Here is a 17,489-nt window from a genome sequence, read left to right as displayed (position 1 = left end):
GTTGCGGCTCTCGTCGCGCCGCCGTTCGGTCCACCGCTCCCCGGCTGTTGCAGCCGCCTCTCGCTTGGGTCTCATTGATGAACACTGCCACCTCTCTCCTGATCGAGCGTGATCAAGACCTGGTCACGATCACGATGAACCGGCCGCCGGCCAATGCGCTGAATGCGCAACTCATCGTCGAGTTGCTGGAGGCGATCCGGCACCTTGCCGACGACGAGAATCCGCCCGGCATCGTGCTCACCGGAAGCGGCGACCGCTTCTTCAGCGCAGGCGGCGACATCAAGGAAGTCGTCGGGATCGACGTCGCGAGGCCGCGCATCCGGTTCTTCCACGAACTCCTCGTGGCGATGGAGAACTATCCGGGCCCGATCGTCTGCGCCGTCCGCGGCTATGCGGTCGGAGGCGCCCTGGAGTTTCTGCTGCATGCGGACTATGTTGTGGCCGATGCGGCGTGCAAGATTGGATTTCCGGAAATCAACCATGGCCTGCTGCCGGTGACCAAAGGCATGCGCCGGGCAGTCGAGAAGCTCGGCGTGCGGGCGGCGCAAGAGCTGCTGTACTGGGGCGAGCTCGTCGGCGCGGAGCGTGCCGTGGCGATCGGCGCCGTGAACGAGATCGTCCCGACCGAGGAGGTCGCATCCCGTGCGCGAGACGTGTGCGGCGTGTTGCGGCAGAAAGACCGCAAGCTGTTCCATGCCATCAAGCGATCGCTCAACCTCACCGCGCAAATGAGCGATCAGGCGCTCGAAAAAATGACCGTGGCCGACCTCGACGCCTATGTCACAGCCGAGAGCTCAACCAACGCGCGTGCGAGATTTTTGTCAAAGAACAGTAAGGGCTGAGCCGATGACGCGCGGATATCCCGATCAGATCTATCTGGAGCAGATGAGCCACGAGGAAGTCGCCGCGGCGCTGGCCGATGGGTGCACGACGGTAGTGATCCCGCTGGGGGCCGTCGAGCAGCATGGGCCGCATTTGTCTTTGGGCATGGATGCGGATCATGCCGATGCTCTGGCCGAGCGGATCGCGCGCAGCCGCGGCAACACGCTGGTGGCGCCGACCATCACGGTCGGCTGCTCGTCTCACCATCTGCCATTCGCGGGTACGATCTCGCTACGGCCGGAGACGCTGGAAGCGATTTGTGTCGATTATTGCACAAGCCTGGCGCGGCACGGCTTCAAGCGTATCCTGATTCACTCGGGTCACATCGGCAATTTTCCGGTCCTGAAGGACATGCTCGGTCGCTTGCGCGAGGCCGTCCCCTCGGATGTCGAGATCCTGGCGTTCTTCGACTCGACGAAATGGATCGACACGTGGCGCGATGCGGTGCGCGAAGCCGGAGGAGACGTGTTGGCCGTCGGCGGCCACGCCGACATCGCCGAGACGTCGCTGATGATGGTCATTAGGCCCGACAGCGTCAGACCGGACCGCTTCGAGGTGGGCCATCTTGGCGGCTTGTCGGAGGCTGATCTCGAACTGATGTGGAAGAACGGCATCCGATCGGTTTCGCAGAACGGCGTGATCGGAAGTCCGATCGGCTCGAGCTACGCCATCGGCGAAGCGTGCCTCGCGGCGGTCGCCGAGTTGCTGATCAAGACCTTCGATAGCGGGGCCGGAGCCGCCAGCGCCCGCCGTTGACGGTCAGCCCGTCCGCTGCGTGGCGAAGCTTCCCGGGGCGTCTGCCATGTTGCGAATGCTGACAGCATAAAATTCGGAAAGCGTTACTATGCAACGCGGCTTTCGGGCGAAAATATCGCCACGCCTATGAAACTCTTTGCCATCTCGCAAGCTAAAAGGATTGAGACATGGCACTTACGTTTGGGTTCTGGTCTGAACAGGAAACCCAGGTCGGACACAGTTACTCGCGCAGGCTTCACGAACTGGTCGACGAAGTCCGTCTGGCCGAGAAGGTCGGCTTCGACTGCGTCGCGCTTTCCGAGCAGCACGTGGCACTGGGCGGGATCTCGAGCTCGGCGCCCGAAGTGGTGTTCGGCTATCTGGCCGCGGTGACGTCGCGCGTCAAGCTGCGCGCGGCGGTGACGCTGATGCCGCAGCGCATCAACCACGCCTTGCGTTCGGCCGAGCGGCTTGCCGTGACCGACATCCTGTCCAACGGCCGCATGGAATTCTACGGCGGCCGCGCCAACACCACCATCGCGATGCGGGCGTTCAACGTCGATCCGAACGAAACGCTGGCGCAGATGGAAGAAGGGCTGGCGCTGCTGAAAACGGCGATGCGCCAGGACATTTTCACGTTTGACGGCAAGTACTACCAGATCCCTCCGCGCCAGCTGGTTCCGAAGCCGCTGCAGAAGCCGCATCCGGTGATCGGGATCGCGGCGACCAGCGAGCGCAGTCATCTCTGGGCGGCCTCGCAGGGCTTCGCCGTGATGAGCAGCAACATCTATCAGGGCTGGGAAGCTCAGCAGAAGCTGATCGACGCCTATCAAAAAAACTGGAAGTGCGACGCGGAGGGACCGCTGCAGCGTCCGCGTATCGGCATTCCGCTGTTCATCGGCATCGGGAAAACGGACGAGCAGGCCAAGGCGGATTATGCCGGCCCGCTGATGCACTATGCCAAGATCTCGACCGATGCCTATCCGCGTCTCGCGGCGATTGCCGACGACTACAAATACATGGGAGAGAGCGTGCCGTCGATGCAGCGTGCCGCCAACGACTGGGACTATCTGGTCAACGAGTCGGCCACGACGGTGTGCGGCAGCCCCGATACGGTCATTCGTCAGATCGAGAAGTTCGAGGCCATGGGGATCGACGAGGTGCTGCTGCACATGGACTCCGTCCCGCACGAAAAGATCATGGAGGCGATCGACATGGTCGGTCGCTACGTCATCCCGCATTTCAACGACAGAAACAACGTCGTGCGGCCGACCGAGGAGATCCTCGGGCAGATCCGGCTGATGCGGACCCAGAACAAGTAATGCAGCGGTGAAGTCAATGTCGCAATACGGCTACAAGTACCTGATCGTCGAACAACGCGCCACCGGCGTCGCGATCGTCACGATGAACCGCCCGGAGATCCTCAACGCGATCAACTGGGAGATGCACGAGGAGCTCGAAGACGTCTTCGTCAAGCTGGATCGCGACAGTTCTGTCAACGCGATCGTTCTCACAGGTGCAGGCCGCGGATTTTGCTCCGGAGGCGATCAGAAGTCGCTGGATAAGGGAACGCTGCCGTCCCCGACGCGCAGCGGTCGCCACCTCATCCGCAACATGCTGGAAGTCGAAGTGCCGATCGTCGCGGCCGTCAACGGTGTCGCGGTCGGCCTGGGTGCCACGCTCGCGCTGTTCTGCGACGTGATCTATGCGAGCTCGACAGCTCGTTTCGCCGACACGCACGTCAATGCCGGCGTCGTCGCGGGCGATGGCGGCGCGGTGATTTGGCCGCTGCTGATGGGGCCGGTGCGCGCGAAGCACTATCTGATGACCGGCGAATTCATCTCCGCCGAGAAAGCGGCTGCTATCGGCATGATCAACGAGGTGGTCGCGGACGGCAACGTTCTCGATGCCGCGATCGAATACGCCGAACTGCTGGCAAGCGGGCCGAAGGAATCGATCGTCTGGACCAAGTACAGCGTCAACAAGATCATCAAGCAGTACGCCCATTTGCTGCTCGACACCTCTGCGGCGCTGGAGATGTTGACCTTCAAGTCGCCCGAGCGGGCCGAGGCGGTTGCCGCCTTCGCGGCCAAGCGCAAGCGTTTCGCGGAGCGCTGAGATGAACGTCGCTGCGATTACATCCGGCGCCCAGTTGGCCGATACGACCGTCGCGCAGCTTTTGGCAGCGCGACTCGCGGAGCGGCCCGACAAGATCGCCTTGCAACAAAAGCGTCACGGCGCCTGGACCGCCATGACGTGGGGCGCCTATGCGCAGCGTGTCGTGAACCTGGCCAGCGCGCTGCGGCGTGCCGGTCTCGAGCGCGGCGATCGGGTCGCGATCATGGGCGATTCGTCCGAGGAATGGCTGATCGCCGACATGGCCACGATGTGCGCCGGCGGCGTCATGGTGGGCGTGTACTTCACCTCGTCACCCGAAGAAGTGGCTTACTGCTTCACGGATTCAGGCGCGAAGTTCGCGTTCGTCGGCGGGGAGCAGCAGCTTCGCATCGTGATCGCCTCCGGTCGGGCCGAGCAGCTCCGCGGCATCATCGTGCTCGACCCGGATTGGGCCGGCGAGGCCACGGCGTCGATCAGGTCGCTGGCCGACTTTGTCGGAGCACACCATGTCGATGCACATGATTATCTGCAGAAGGAGAGCGCGACAGCAAAGGCGTCCGATGTCGTCAGCATCGGCTATACGTCCGGGACGACCGGAAACCCCAAGGGCGCCATGCTGACGCACCTCTCCATTCTCGCCGGCGCTCATTGCATCACCCTGTTCGGTCCCAGCATGCGCGAAGAGGAACACCGGGTGGTCGTGCATTTGCCGATGTCGCACACCGTCGCGCGCGGGCAGGCGACGACGTTGCCGCTGATCGCCGACGCCGTTCCTTATTTCGGCGAGACGACCGCGGACTTCGCCCAGACGATCAAAGAGGTGAAGCCGACCTACTACATGGCGCCGCCGCGGTTCTACCAGCGTTTTGCCACGCAAATTCTCAGCAAGGTGCATCCCCCCGGCGGTGCGGGAGATCAGAACTACGCGCTCGCCATGACGATCGCGCGCAGGGCGCTCGAAAACCGTCAGGGCGGCCACGAAGATGCCTTCGTCTCGAAACTGTTCGCGGCCTGCCGCGACCAAGTGTTCCAGCCGCTGCTCGCGGAGGTCGGTTTCGACGAGCTGAAGGTCGCGTTCACCTCGTCGGCGGCGATGCCGTCCGAGCTGATGTCGCTGTGGCAGTTGTGGGGCTTGCAGCTCAAGGAGTGCTACGGCCAGACCGAACTGGTCGGTGCCAATCTGGTGCAGATGGCGGAGTGGCCGAAGGCCGGCAACGTCGGGGTCCCGCTGCCGGATCCGGCCTGGGAAACCGCCGTGCTCCAGGACGGCGAGATGATCGTCCGTGGACCGGGATTGTTCGCGGGCTATTGGAACAAGCCGGACGAGACCAAAGCGGCGCTTCGCGACGGCTGGCTCTACACCGGCGACATCGTCGAAGTGTCGCCGGAAGGAACCTTCAAGCTTGTCGACCGGAAGAAGGAGATCATCAACACGTCGAACGGCAAATCGATCAGCCCGACTCAGATCGAAAACGAGCTGAGGCACAGCCCGTTCATCTCCGAGGCGGCTGTGATCGGCGAGGGGCGAAAATATCTCACCGCTCTGATCGAAGTGGATGCCACCGCCACAATGGACTGGGCGAAGTCGCGCGAGGACAAGATCGCGAGTTACGCGGACCTGGCAGGCTCCGAGATCGTGAACCGGCTGATCGAGGCGGAGATCGGCAAGGCCAACGGAAGGCTGGCGCGAGCGGAGCAGATCAAGGCGTTCCGCATTCTGCCGGAGGAGCTGTCGCTCGAGAACGGCGTGATGACGCCGACGCGGAAGAAGCGTCGCAAGCAGATCAACGAGCGCTATCAGTCGCTGATCGCGTCGCTCTACGACGAAACCGAGGAAGAATTGATCAAGGCCGAGACGGGCCTTTGAGATCGGCGGTCGGTCCCAAAACGTACGAAGCTACCAGTCGAGATAAGATTTCACTCCTTCAGCAACAGGACATCGAGATGACCAAGCGAAGCGGAATCACGCGGCGGACGATTGTCGGAAGCGGATTGGGAGTTGCGGCAGGCCTGGTATCAAGGCCATCGTTTGCGGCGAACACGAAAGTGAAAGTCGGAGCGATCATGCCCAGCAGCGGCGTGCTGGCGTTTCCCGGTCAGGCCTGCGTGCGCGGCATCGATCTCGGCGCCAAATTCGCGCGTGAGAAGTTCGGCCTCGACATCGAGATCGTTCACGCCGATACGCAAAGCCGTCCGGAGAACGGCCGGATTGCCGCCGAGAGCCTGATCCGGCAGGGCTGCACCGTGCTGATCGGCGCGTGGGATTCCGGTGCCACCATTTCGGCGCTGCAGGCCTGCGAGGCCGCCAAGGTGCCGATGGTGGTCCACATCGCGAGCGCCACTCAGGTAACTTCACAGGGCTTCACCCAAGTGTTCCGCTATTACCCCACGTCGCTGACCATCGTGCGGCAATCGTTGACCGAGCTGAAGTCCGTGCTCGGCACGCTGAAGGATCCGCCGAGCAGCGCCGTCGTTCTCCATCTCAACAACACGATGGGGCAGTCGACGGCGGCCAGCATCGATCAGGCGTGGAAGGAAGTGGATGTTCCGCTCAAGATCGCGCAGTACGTTGCCTATGACGAGAAGGCCAAGGATCTGTCGGTGGAAGTTGCCAAGGCGAAAGCGTCGGGTGCCGATGCTTTGATCTCGGTCACGCGCGTCAACGACGCGATCATGATCGCGCGCGAATGCATCAAGCAGGGCTGGGACCCGAAGATGGTGTTTTCGCCCAACTCCAACGGCGTGTCCGACAAGGCGTATCACGACGCGCTCGGAAAGTATGGTGACGGTCCGGTTCTGTCAGCGTTGTGGCTCAATCCCAAGGGCGCCGAGACCGACAAGATCATGAAGATGTTCGCGGCCGACTACCCGAACGACTGGTTCGATGCCAATGCGGGCTGCGCGTTCGAGGCGGTGCAGATCGTCGCAGACGCCGTGACGCGGGCGGCTTCGCCGGAGTCGGCGGCGATTCACGGCGCGCTCAAGAAGACCGACATGAAGCCGATCCTGATGTACGGCGACAACACCAAGTTCGACGAGACCGGCCAGAACATCCACTGTTCGATGGTGATGCTGCAGGGTTTGAAAGGTAGGCCTCGGGTGGTGGCTCCAAAGGCCATTGCGGAAGCGTCGCTCGAGTATCCGCTTGCGCCTTACAGCAAACGCTGACCTCGTTACGGGCGGCCCCGCGAAAGCGTCGCGGGGTCGCGGTCGTCAAGTGCCCAGGCAGGGACGTGCGAGCTAGGGCAAACTGTCCGAATTAATCAGGCGCGACCGCTCGGCAAGGAAGCGGCGGGGGCTCTTTCCCATCGTCTTCTTGAACATCGTGATGAACGCGCTGGGGGTTTCGTAGCCCAGTTCCAGCGACACGGCCTGGACCGAAGTGCCCGCCGTGAGGCGTTGCATGGCGATCAGAATGTGGAGACGCTGGCGCCAGCGCCCGAAGGTCATCCCCGTTTCCTTGGCTATGAAGCGTGCGAAGGTACTCTCGCTCATCGCGTAGCGCGAGGCGACTTCGTCCATCGTGCTGCGGTCGCCCGGATTATTCAAGAAGGAGGTCGCGAGGTGTTGAAGACGGGCGTCGGGGGAGATCGGTAAATACATTTCATCCGTCGTCGACATCTGCACGAGTTCGTCGAGCAAAACCCGGCCGAGACGGCTGGTCGGTCCTTCCAGCGGATAGAGCGGTGGGAACACCGAGAGGCGGTGGATCAATTCCCGCACCAGCGACGTGATCATCAGCGTGCAGCAGGTCCGCGGCAGCATGCTGACCTGCGGATCGATGAACACGGTGTAGAGTTTGCCGAAATCGGCCACGCAATTGCTGTGCTGCACGCCGGCCGGGATCCATACCGCGCCTTGCGGAGGCACGATCCACAAGCCGCCAGGCGCCCGGCACATCACCGAGCCACGAGATGCGACGACCAATTGGCCTTTGCGGTGTGAGTGCAGCGGCAGGTCGTCGTTGTCTTTGCTGGTTTCGAGACAGAATGAAGTGACGGGACGATCGAACTGATCCGGATCGACAGGATCATAGTTGATCCGAAGATCGGGCAGATCCATTCGCGCAAAATCGCGATCGAACTCGGTCTCGGGCGGCATTTCAATCCTGCCAATTCGTCAAGTCAGTCAGGCCTTGATGCAGATCCTGCTGCTAGCCGAGGTTAGCTGTTTTGAAAGGTCAGGTCACTAGTCGCGGCGAGCCGTCGAGTTCGCTGATCTGCGACAAGATGCCCGCTACTGCGGCGTGAGCGCTGAGCGATGCGGCATGCTGCGCCGTGACCAAGCGGGAGCACCTGTCAGGCGGCCGACGGCTCGATCACTCGCCCGATTAAACCAACAGCAGAGAATGCTGCGATGCGAGCCTCGGCGTCCCGCCGGAGCCGGGCAATTCGTCGGAACGCGGCCGTATTCAGCAGCACGTGCCATAGCACCCGATGCTACCAAGTGCGGGCTTTCTCGGAGCCCGACGCATGACTGCACACATCGATCCGCCACGCAAGGCCGTCAACGCCGATCAGGATGCGGTCGAAACCGCCGATTGGCTCGCCTCGCTTGGATCGCTCCACCGCAGCGCCGGTGCCGAGCGCGTGCGATACATCCTGGCTGCGCTCGATCGGCGCGCGAAGGAGCTCGGCGTTCTGCCGGACTCTCCGCCGTTTTCGCCCTATCGCAATTCTATTCCGCTCGAGCAGCAGAAGCCCTACCCCGGCGACATCGCGATCGAGACCCGCCTGACGGCGATCATTCGCTGGAACGCGCTCGCGATGGTGGTCCGTGCCAACAAGGCCTATGGGGAGCTCGGCGGGCACGTCGCCAGCTACGCCTCGGCCGCGGAGATTTTCGAAGTCGGTTTCAATCATTTCTTTCGCGCGTCAAGCTCCGCGTCGGAGGGCGACTTGGTGTATTTCCAGCCGCATTCGTCCCCCGGAGTCTATGCACGAGCGTATCTCGAAGGCCGACTGTCGGACGAAAATCTGAAGCTGTATCGCCAGGAACTGAGCGGCCCCGGTCTGTCGTCCTATCCGCATCCCTGGCTGATGCCGGAGTTCTGGCAGGTGCCGTCGGCGTCGATGGGCCTTGGGCCGATCAGCGCGATCTACCAGGCGCGGTTCATGAAGTATCTGCAGCATCGCGGCCTGGTGCAGACGGCTGGTCGCCACGTCTGGGGTGTGTTCGGCGACGGCGAGATGGACGAGCCGGAATCGATCGCCGGGCTCGCCCTGGCGGCGCGGGAAAATCTCGACAACCTCACCTTCGTCGTCAATTGCAACCTGCAGCGCCTGGATGGGCCGGTCCGCGGCAACGGGCAGGTGATTCAGGAACTCGAGTCACTTTTCCAGGGCGCCGGCTGGAACGTCATCAAGGTGCTGTGGGGATCGGACTGGGACGATATCTTCGCGCGCGACAGCAAGCATGCGCTGCTGCGCAAACTCGCCGACACCGTCGATGGCAAATATCAGACGCTCGGCGCCAAGGATGGGGCCTACAACCTCGCCCACTTCTTCAGCGAGGATCCCGAGGTCCGGGCGCTAGTTGCGCACATGTCGGACGCGGATATCGACGGCCTGAAGCGCGGTGGCCACGACTTCAAGAAGCTGTTCGCGGCCTTTGCCGCCGCGAAGGACATTAAGGGTCGGCCGACCGTCATTCTGGCGAAGACCAAGAAGGGCTACGGCATGGGCGGCGCCGGCGAGTCGCGCATGACGTCGCACCAGGCCAAGAAGCTCGACGTCGACGCGCTGTATGCGTTCCGCGACCGGTTCGCCCTGCCGCTCAGCAACGAGCAAGTCGAGGATCTGGAATTCTTCAGGCCTGCGGAAGACAGCGCGGAAATTCAGTACCTGCGCGCCCGTCGCGCGGCACTCGGTGGCTACATGCCGGCGCGGCGACGCGTTTCGGCGGCGCTGCCGGTGCCGCCACTGCAATCCTACGCGGAGTTCGCTCTGCGCGGCGACGGCAAGGAGACGTCGACCACGATGGCGATCGTGCGGCTGTTCACCAATTTGCTCAAGGACAAAACGCTCGGCCCGCGCATCGTTCCGATCGTCGCCGACGAAGCCCGCACCTTCGGAATGGCGAACCTGTTCAGACAGGTCGGCATCTACTCGCCGGCGGGACAGCTCTACGAGCCGGAAGATGCCGGTTCGATGCTGTACTACAAGGAAGCGATCGACGGCCAATTGCTGGAGGAGGGGATCACCGAGGCGGGGGCGATTTCGTCATGGACCGCGGCGGCGACCTCCTATAGCATCCATAACTTCCCGTTGCTGCCGTTCTATATCTACTATTCGATATTCGGCTTTCAGCGGGTCGGGGATCTGATCTGGGCGGCGGCGGACCAGCGCGCGCGTGGCTTTTTAATCGGGGCGACGGCCGGCCGGACGACGCTCGGCGGCGAAGGCTTGCAGCATCAGGACGGGTCCAGCCATCTGATGGCGGCGACCGTTCCGAACTGCCGGGCGTACGATCCGGCATTCTCCTACGAGGTGGCCGTCATCGTCGATCACGGCATGCGGTCGATGCTCGAGCAGGGCAACGACGAGTTCTATTACCTCACGGCGATGAACGAGAACTATGCGCAGCCCTCGATGCCCGACGATGCACGCGACGGCATCATCAAGGGTCTCTATCGGGTGCTGCCGAGCGCTGACGGGCCGGCGAAGATCAGGCTGGTCGGCTCGGGCGCCATTCTCCCGGAGGCGCTCGCCGCCGCAGCGATGCTGCAAAGCGAATGGAAAGTGGCCTGTGAAGTCTGGTCGGCAACGAGCTTTTCCGAGCTGGCGCGGGAGGCGCGCGAGGTGGAGCGAACTAATCGGCTCTCGCCGCTGTCGAACCCGGTCGAGAGCCACGTCGTACAATGCCTCGGCGGCAAGGTGCCGATCGTCGCGGCATCGGATTATGTCCGGGCGTATCCGCAACTGATCGGTTCTTACATCGAGGCGCCCTATACGGTGCTGGGCACCGACGGCTTCGGGCGCAGCGATACACGCGCCGCGCTGAGATCGTTCTTCGAGGTCGATCGCAAGCAGATCGTCGTTGCGGCGCTGTCGGCGCTGGCAAAATTGGGTCAAGTGGCGCGTGAGCAGGTCGCCGAAGCCATCGCCAGCTACGAATTGCCGATTGGCGTTGCATCGCCTTGGTCGCGCTGAGAGAGGGCGGAGCGCGCATGTCTCGTTCAATTGAAGTCGTTCTGCCAGATATTGGGGACTACAAGGATGTTCCGGTAGTCGAAATCAATGTGTCGGTCGGCGACGAGGTCACGATCGACATGCCGTTGCTGTCGATCGAGTCCGACAAGGCGACGATGGAGGTGCCATCCCCGGCCGCAGGCACGGTGGCCAAACTGATGATCGACGTCGGGGGGCGGGTTTCTGAAGGTTCGGTTCTGATGGTCCTCGAAGGTCGCGGCGAATCCACCGCGCCTCCGCCGGCGACTGCGTCGGCACCGCAGGTGGAGCAACGGATCCCGCAGCAGGAGGCGCTGTCACGGCCGGCGCCCGCGGCTTCAGTCGATGACTCGCGAGCACGTGCACAGCAGCTGCAGCCTAGCGGGGCGGCGCATGCATCGCCGTCGGTCCGCGCTTTGGCGCGTGAGCTCGGCGTGACGCTGGACTCTGTCGTGCCCACAGGCCCTAAGGGCCGGATTTTGCGCGAGGATGTGGCGGCCTTCGTCAACGGACTGGTGCGATCGAGACCGGCGATGGCGCCTGAGCCCGGCGCCCCGGTCGATTGGCCCAAGGTGGATTTCGAGAGGTACGGCGCGGTCGAGCGCCTGCCGCTGACACGGATCCAGAAGCTGACCGGTACGAACCTCTCGCGCAACTGGAGCGTCATTCCCCATGTAACGAATTTCGACAGAGCGGATGTGACCGACGCCGAAGCCTTTCGCCAACTCGCCAATGCCGAGGCCGCGAAGGACACGGCGAAGCTCACCATGGTGTCGCTGCTGATCAAGGCCGCGGCCTTGGCGCTGCAGAAATACCCACGCTTCAATTCGTCGCTCGATGGCGATGAGTTGATCCTCAAGCACTACGTCCACATCGGCGTCGCTGTCGACACGCCGAGAGGTCTGGTCGTGCCGGTGATCCGGGACTGCGATAAGAAGGGCTTTCGGCAAATTGCCGCGGAGATGCGCTCGCTCGCCGACAAGGCGCGCGCAGGGCAGCTCGCGTCGGGCGACATGCAGGGCGGCTGTTTCTCGGTGTCGTCTCTCGGAGGCATCGGCGGTCAGGGATTTACGCCCATCATCAACGCGCCCGAGGTGGCAATCCTCGGCGCCGGGCGGGCCGCCACCGAGGCGGTCTGGAACGGCCGCGAGTTTGAACCGCGCCTCATCCTTCCGATGAGTCTGTCGTGGGATCACCGGGTCGTCGACGGCGTGGCTGGGGCCCGGTTCCTGGGCTTCGTCGCGTCGGTGCTCTCCGATCTGCGGCGCTTCGCGTTGTGAGGACGCAGATGCGGACAGAGGAAATCCGGGTCCCCGACATCGGGGATTTCCGAGACGTCGAGGTCGTCGAGGTCCACGTCAGGGTCGGCGACGTCGTCGTGCGAGAGCAGGCGTTGATCACAGTGGAATCCGACAAGGCCACGCTGGAGATTCCGTCGCCGATCGCAGGGGTGATCACGAGCATGTCGCTGCGTGTTGGAGACAAGGTGTCTCAAGGCTCCATGATTGGCACGGCGTCGGCGTCGGACGAAGCGGGCGCGCAAGGCGAGACGATCTCAGCGGATCAGGATGTTGGCCAGCGCGTAACAGATTATACTCGATACGATCTTGTCGTGATCGGAGGCGGGCCGGGCGGCTATTCAGCAGCATTTCGGGCCGCAGACCTTGGACTGAACACCGCGATCGTCGAACGCTACGGCACCTTGGGCGGAGTTTGCCTGAACGTTGGATGTATCCCGTCGAAGGCGCTGCTTCATGTTGCGGCCGTCAAGGAGGAAGCCGAACGGATCGCGGACAAGGGCATTCGCTTCGGCGCGCCGCAGATCGATCTGCAGGAGCTGCGCGCCTTCAAGCACGGCACTGTCAAGAAGCTGACGGATGGGCTGAGCCAGATGGCGGCAGCGCGCCGCGTCACGGTGATCCGCGGCATCGCGAAATTCGCCTCCGCCACGCGGCTCGAGATTGTCGGTGAGGGGGCAGGCTCGCAGCAAATTGAATTTGGTCAATGCATCATCGCCACGGGCTCGCGCGCGTTGCAGCTGGCGGTGCTTCCCAAGGACGAGCGGGTCGTGACCTCGACCGGCGCGCTCGCGCTGCGAAGCATTCCGGGCCGCATGCTCGTGATCGGAGCGGGGATCATCGGGCTGGAGATGGCGACCGTCTACAACTCGCTCGGCACCAAGATCGATCTTGTCGAAAGGCTTCCCGATATCCTGGCGGGCGTGGATGCCGACGCGGTGAAGATCTGGCGTTCGCGCAACGCGCATCGCTTCGAGCATATCGACGTCGCAAGCAGCGTATCAACCGCCGAAATCACGCCGGACGGCGTGAGGGTCGGTACCACAGGCGCATCGGTACGGACACGATCGTACGATTTGGTGTTGCAATCGGCCGGCCGTGTTCCCAACAGTAGCGAGCTCGGCCTCGAACGGATCGACGTTGCCATCGATTCGAACGGCTTCATTCAGGTCGACGAGCAGATGAGAACGACGGCGCGCAACGTCTTCGCCATCGGCGACGTCGTCGGCGGTTCGATGCTGGCGCACAAGGCCGTTCACGAGGGGCACGTCGCCGCGGAAGTAGCTGCCGGGAAGCCGGCGGCCTTTACCGCGAAGATCGTCCCCAATGTCGCCTACACCGATCCTGAGATCGCCTGGGTCGGCAAGTCCGACCGTGATGTCGCCGAATCCGGACGGAAGATCCGTTCGACAAAATTCCCATGGGCCGCGTCCGGCCGGGCCATCGCGTCGGGCGCATCCTATGGCATGACGAAGCTGCTGTTCGACGCCGAAACCGGTCGCATCGTCGGGGGCGTGATCGTCGGACCGCATGCCGGCGATATGATCGGGGAAATCTGTCTCGCTATCGAAATGGGGGCTGACGCGATCGATATCGGAAAGACCATTCACCCGCATCCGACCCTCGGCGAGACGATCGGCATGGCTGCCGAAGTCCATGAGGGCATTTGCACCGACCTGCCTCCAATCGCCAGAAAGCGGTAGATCAGTTGGCCCAATCGATGTCCGTTATCGAAGCCCTTGAACAACGTCGCGCCGGTGCCAAACTCGGCGGCGGCGAGAAGCGCATCGACGCGCAGCATGCGCGCGGCCGCCTCACCGCGCGGGAGCGGATCGACCTGCTGCTCGACAAGCATTCGTTCGAGGAGATGGACATGTTCGTCCAGCACCGCTCGACCGAATTCGGGATGGAGAAGACCAAGATTCCGGGAGACGGCGTGGTCACCGGCTGGGGTACCGTCAACGGCCGCAAAACGTTTGTCTTCGCCAAGGATTTTACGGTGTTCGGCGGCTCGCTGTCCGAGACCCACGCGCTCAAGATCACCAAGTTGCAGGACATGGCGATGAAGGCGCGGGCGCCCATCATCGGCCTCTATGACGCGGGCGGCGCCCGCATCCAGGAAGGCGTCGCCGCGCTCGCCGGCTATTCCTACGTGTTCCGCCGCAAGTGCTGGCCTCGGGCGTGATCCCGCAGATCTCCGTCATCATGGGCCCCTGCGCCGGCGGCGACGTCTATTCGCCTGCGATGACCGACTTCATCTTCATGGTGAAGAACACCAGCTACATGTTCGTCACCGGCCCCGACGTCGTGAAGACCGTGACCAACGAGGTCGTGACCGCCGAAGAGCTCGGCGGCGCCTCGGTGCACGCCACGCGCTCCTCGATCGCGGACGGCGCCTTCGAGAACGACGTCGAGACGCTGCTGCAGATGCGGCGCCTGATCGACTTCCTGCCGTCGAACAACACCGACGGCGTGCCGGGATGGCCGAGCTTCGACGATGCCGCCCGCATCGACATGTCGCTCGATACGCTGATCCCCGACAATCCGAACAAGCCCTACGACATGAAGGAACTGATCCTGAAGGTCGTGGACGAGGGCGATTTCTTCGAGATCGCCGATATGTTCGCCAAGAACATCGTCACTGGCTTCGGTCGTATTGCGGGGCGCACCGTCGGCTTTGTCGCCAACCAGCCGATGGTGCTGGCCGGCGTGCTCGACTCTGACGCCTCGCGCAAGGCGGCGCGCTTCGTGCGCTTCTGCGATGCCTTCAACATCCCGATCGTCACCTTCGTCGACGTGCCGGGCTTCCTGCCCGGAACCGCGCAGGAATATGGCGGCCTGATCAAGCATGGTGCGAAGCTGCTATTTGCGTACTCGCAGTGCACCGTGCCGCTCGTCACCGTTATCACCCGTAAGGCCTATGGCGGCGCCTTCGACGTCATGGCGTCCAAGGAGATCGGCGCCGACATGAACTACGCCTGGCCGACGGCCCAGATCGCCGTGATGGGCGCCAAGGGCGCGGTCGAGATCATCTTCCGCAGCGACATCGGCGACCCCGACAAGATCGCCGCGCGAACCAAGGAATACGAAGACCGCTTCCTGTCGCCCTTCATCGCCGCCGAGCGCGGCTATATCGACGACGTCATCATGCCGCATGCAACGAGGCGCCGCATCGCACGGGCGCTGGCCATGCTGGGTGACAAGAAGATGGAAATTCCGGCCAAGAAGCACGACAACATTCCGTTGTAGGAAGAGCTGTGTTCAAGAAGATTCTGATCGCCAATCGCGGCGAAATCGCCTGCCGGGTCATCAAGACCGCGCGCCGCATGGGAATTGAGACGGTTGCGGTCTATTCCGAAGCCGACCGCGACGCCCTCCATGTCGAGATGGCCGACGAGGCCGTGCTGATCGGCGCCGCCGCCGCGGCCGAGAGCTACCTGGTGATCGAGAAGATCGTCGAGGCCTGCCGCAAGACCGGCGCCGAGGCGGTGCATCCAGGCTATGGCTTCCTGTCCGAGCGAGAGGCGTTTCAGCGCGCGCTGGAGGCCGCCGGCATCGTCTTCATCGGCCCGAACTCCGGCGCGATCGCCGCGATGGGCGACAAGATCGAATCGAAGAAGGCGGCGGCCAAGGCCAAGGTCTCGACTGTGCCGGGCTATCTCGGCGTTATCGAGGACGACAAGCACGCAGTCAAGATCGCCGACGAGATCGGCTACCCCGTCATGATCAAGGCCTCCGCCGGTGGCGGCGGCAAGGGCATGCGCATCGCGCACTCCAAGGCCGAGGTGGCCGAGGGCTTCAACCTCGCCAAGGCCGAGGCAAAAGCCTCGTTCGGCGACGATCGCGTCTTCGTCGAGAAGTTCATCGTCGATCCCCGCCACATCGAGATCCAGGTGCTGGGCGACAAGCACGGCAACGTGATCTATCTCGGCGAGCGCGAATGCTCGATCCAGCGCCGCAACCAGAAGGTCATCGAGGAAGCGCCGTCGCCGCTGCTCGACGAAGCCACCCGCCGCAAGATGGGCGAGCAGGCCGTGGCGCTGGCCAAGGCCGTGAATTACGATTCCGCCGGCACCGTCGAGTTCGTCGCAGGGCAGGACAAGAGCTTTTACTTCCTGGAGATGAACACGCGCCTCCAGGTCGAGCATCCCGTCACCGAGCTCGTCACGGGCATCGATCTCGTCGAGCAGATGATCCGCGTCGCGGCCGGCGAAAGGCTCGGCATCGCGCAGAAGGACGTCACGCTGACCGGCTGGGCCGTCGAGTCGCGTCTCTATGCCGAAGACCCGTTCCGCAACTTCCTGCCCTCGATCGGGCGCCTGGTGAAGTATCGCCCGCCGGCGGAGTTAAGCAAGGACGGCATCACGGTGCGCAACGATACCGGCGTGCAGGAGGGCGGCGAGATCTCGATCCATTACGATCCGATGATCGCAAAACTCGTCACGCATGCGCCGTCGCGTGCGGCTGCGATCGAGGCGCAGGCCACCGCGCTGGACTCGTTCTATGTCGACGGTATCAGGCACAACATCCCGTTCCTCTCGGCGCTGATGCATCATCCGCGCTGGCGCGAGGGCAGGCTCTCCACCGGCTTCATCGCCGAGGAATTCCCCAAGGGCTTTGCAGTGCGCGTGCCCGAAGGCGAGGTCGCCCGGCGCATCGCCGCGGTTGGCGCCGCGATCGATCACGTGCTCGGGGAGCGCAAGCGCCAGATCTCCGGCCAGATGGGTGGACGCATCGTGCAGCGCGAGCGCCGCCGCGCGGTCTGGCTCGACCGCCAGGAGATCCCGCTCGAGGTCGGCCGCGAGGGCGATGCGATCGCGATCCGCTTCGTCGACGCCGAGGGCAAGGCCGGCAATTCGCATCTGCTGGTCTCGTCGTGGAAGCCGGGCGATCCGGTTTGGCAGGGCACCATCGACGGCCACCTCGTCGCGGTGCAGGTGCGGCCGATTGCCAACGGCATCCGCCTCGCGCATCAGGGCGTCGAAGTCCCGGTCTATGTCTGGACCGAAGCGGAAGCGACCTCGGCGCGGCTGATGCCGGTGACGACGGCCTCCGACACCGGCAAGAAGCTGCTGTGCCCGATGCCCGGGCTGATCGTCTCGATCGCGGTAACGGAGGGACAGGAGGTCAAGGCCGGCGAGACGCTCGCGGTCGTCGAAGCCATGAAGATGCAGAACGTGCTGCGCGCCGAGCAAGACGGCGCCGTGAAGAAAATCCACGCCAGTGCCGGTGCGACGCTCGCGGTCGACGCGCTGATTTTGGAGTTTTCCTGAACACAACAAGAGGC

Annotated in this window: 11 protein-coding genes and 1 pseudogene; 11 read left to right on the top strand and 1 reads right to left on the bottom strand. The window is 63.5% G+C overall.

From position 1 onward, the window contains the following. Positions 1-77 precede the first annotated feature (77 nt). From ABIG06_RS02640 to ABIG06_RS02615, 6 genes are all read left to right on the top strand, one after another. Positions 78-842 (top strand): enoyl-CoA hydratase/isomerase family protein, encoded by a 765-nt coding sequence (locus ABIG06_RS02640; protein WP_370133994.1) that lies wholly within the window; start codon positions 78-80, stop codon positions 840-842. A gap of 4 nt (positions 843-846) precedes the next feature. After that, entirely contained in the window at positions 847-1,638 is a 792-nt protein-coding gene (locus ABIG06_RS02635; protein WP_370133992.1) for a creatininase family protein, read from the top strand. A gap of 167 nt (positions 1,639-1,805) precedes the next feature. Next, positions 1,806-2,939 (top strand): LLM class flavin-dependent oxidoreductase, encoded by a 1,134-nt coding sequence (locus tag ABIG06_RS02630; RefSeq protein ID WP_370133990.1) that lies wholly within the window; start codon positions 1,806-1,808, stop codon positions 2,937-2,939. Positions 2,940-2,955: 16 nt separating this feature from the next. Then, a complete protein-coding gene (locus ABIG06_RS02625) occupies positions 2,956-3,735 on the top strand; it encodes an enoyl-CoA hydratase/isomerase family protein (protein ID WP_197964516.1) in 780 nt (259 codons plus the stop codon). Between the two features lies 1 nt (position 3,736). Continuing rightward, positions 3,737-5,602, top strand: coding sequence for an AMP-dependent synthetase/ligase (locus ABIG06_RS02620; protein ID WP_370133988.1), 1,866 nt, complete (start codon positions 3,737-3,739; stop codon positions 5,600-5,602). 77 nt (positions 5,603-5,679) lie between these two features. Further along, complete coding sequence (locus ABIG06_RS02615) at positions 5,680-6,903, top strand: ABC transporter substrate-binding protein (RefSeq protein ID WP_370133986.1); 1,224 nt, start codon at positions 5,680-5,682, stop codon at positions 6,901-6,903. Positions 6,904-6,975: 72 nt separating this feature from the next. Here the strand turns inward: ABIG06_RS02615 and ABIG06_RS02610 are convergent, their stop codons facing one another. Beyond that, positions 6,976-7,836, bottom strand: a complete 861-nt coding sequence (locus tag ABIG06_RS02610; RefSeq protein WP_370133983.1) for an AraC family transcriptional regulator — start codon at positions 7,834-7,836, stop codon at positions 6,976-6,978. Positions 7,837-8,207: 371 nt separating this feature from the next. On the opposite strand from ABIG06_RS02610, the gene mdeB reads away from it, so the two are divergent. The 5 genes and pseudogenes from mdeB (at position 8,208) to ABIG06_RS02585 (ending at position 17,475) form a co-directional block, all read left to right on the top strand. Beyond that, positions 8,208-10,886 (top strand): alpha-ketoglutarate dehydrogenase, encoded by a 2,679-nt coding sequence (gene mdeB, locus ABIG06_RS02605; RefSeq protein WP_370133980.1) that lies wholly within the window; start codon positions 8,208-8,210, stop codon positions 10,884-10,886. Positions 10,887-10,903: 17 nt separating this feature from the next. Beyond that, positions 10,904-12,184: a 2-oxo acid dehydrogenase subunit E2 gene (locus ABIG06_RS02600; protein WP_370133978.1), complete on the top strand. Its 1,281-nt coding sequence runs from the start codon at positions 10,904-10,906 to the stop codon at positions 12,182-12,184. A gap of 8 nt (positions 12,185-12,192) precedes the next feature. Next, complete coding sequence (gene lpdA, locus ABIG06_RS02595; protein ID WP_370133975.1) at positions 12,193-13,905, top strand: dihydrolipoyl dehydrogenase; 1,713 nt, start codon at positions 12,193-12,195, stop codon at positions 13,903-13,905. Positions 13,906-13,922: 17 nt separating this feature from the next. Then, positions 13,923-15,451: pseudogene (locus ABIG06_RS02590) on the top strand (acyl-CoA carboxylase subunit beta). Positions 15,452-15,459: 8 nt separating this feature from the next. Continuing rightward, positions 15,460-17,475, top strand: coding sequence for an acetyl-CoA carboxylase biotin carboxylase subunit (locus ABIG06_RS02585; RefSeq protein WP_370133972.1), 2,016 nt, complete (start codon positions 15,460-15,462; stop codon positions 17,473-17,475). Positions 17,476-17,489 lie beyond the last annotated feature (14 nt).

This window comes from Bradyrhizobium sp. USDA 326, assembly GCF_049739485.1.
Taxonomy (GTDB): Bacteria; Pseudomonadota; Alphaproteobacteria; order Rhizobiales; family Xanthobacteraceae; genus Bradyrhizobium.
The sequence above is the reverse complement of the archived record's forward strand: the minus strand, read 5'-3'. Positions and strand labels throughout refer to the sequence as shown.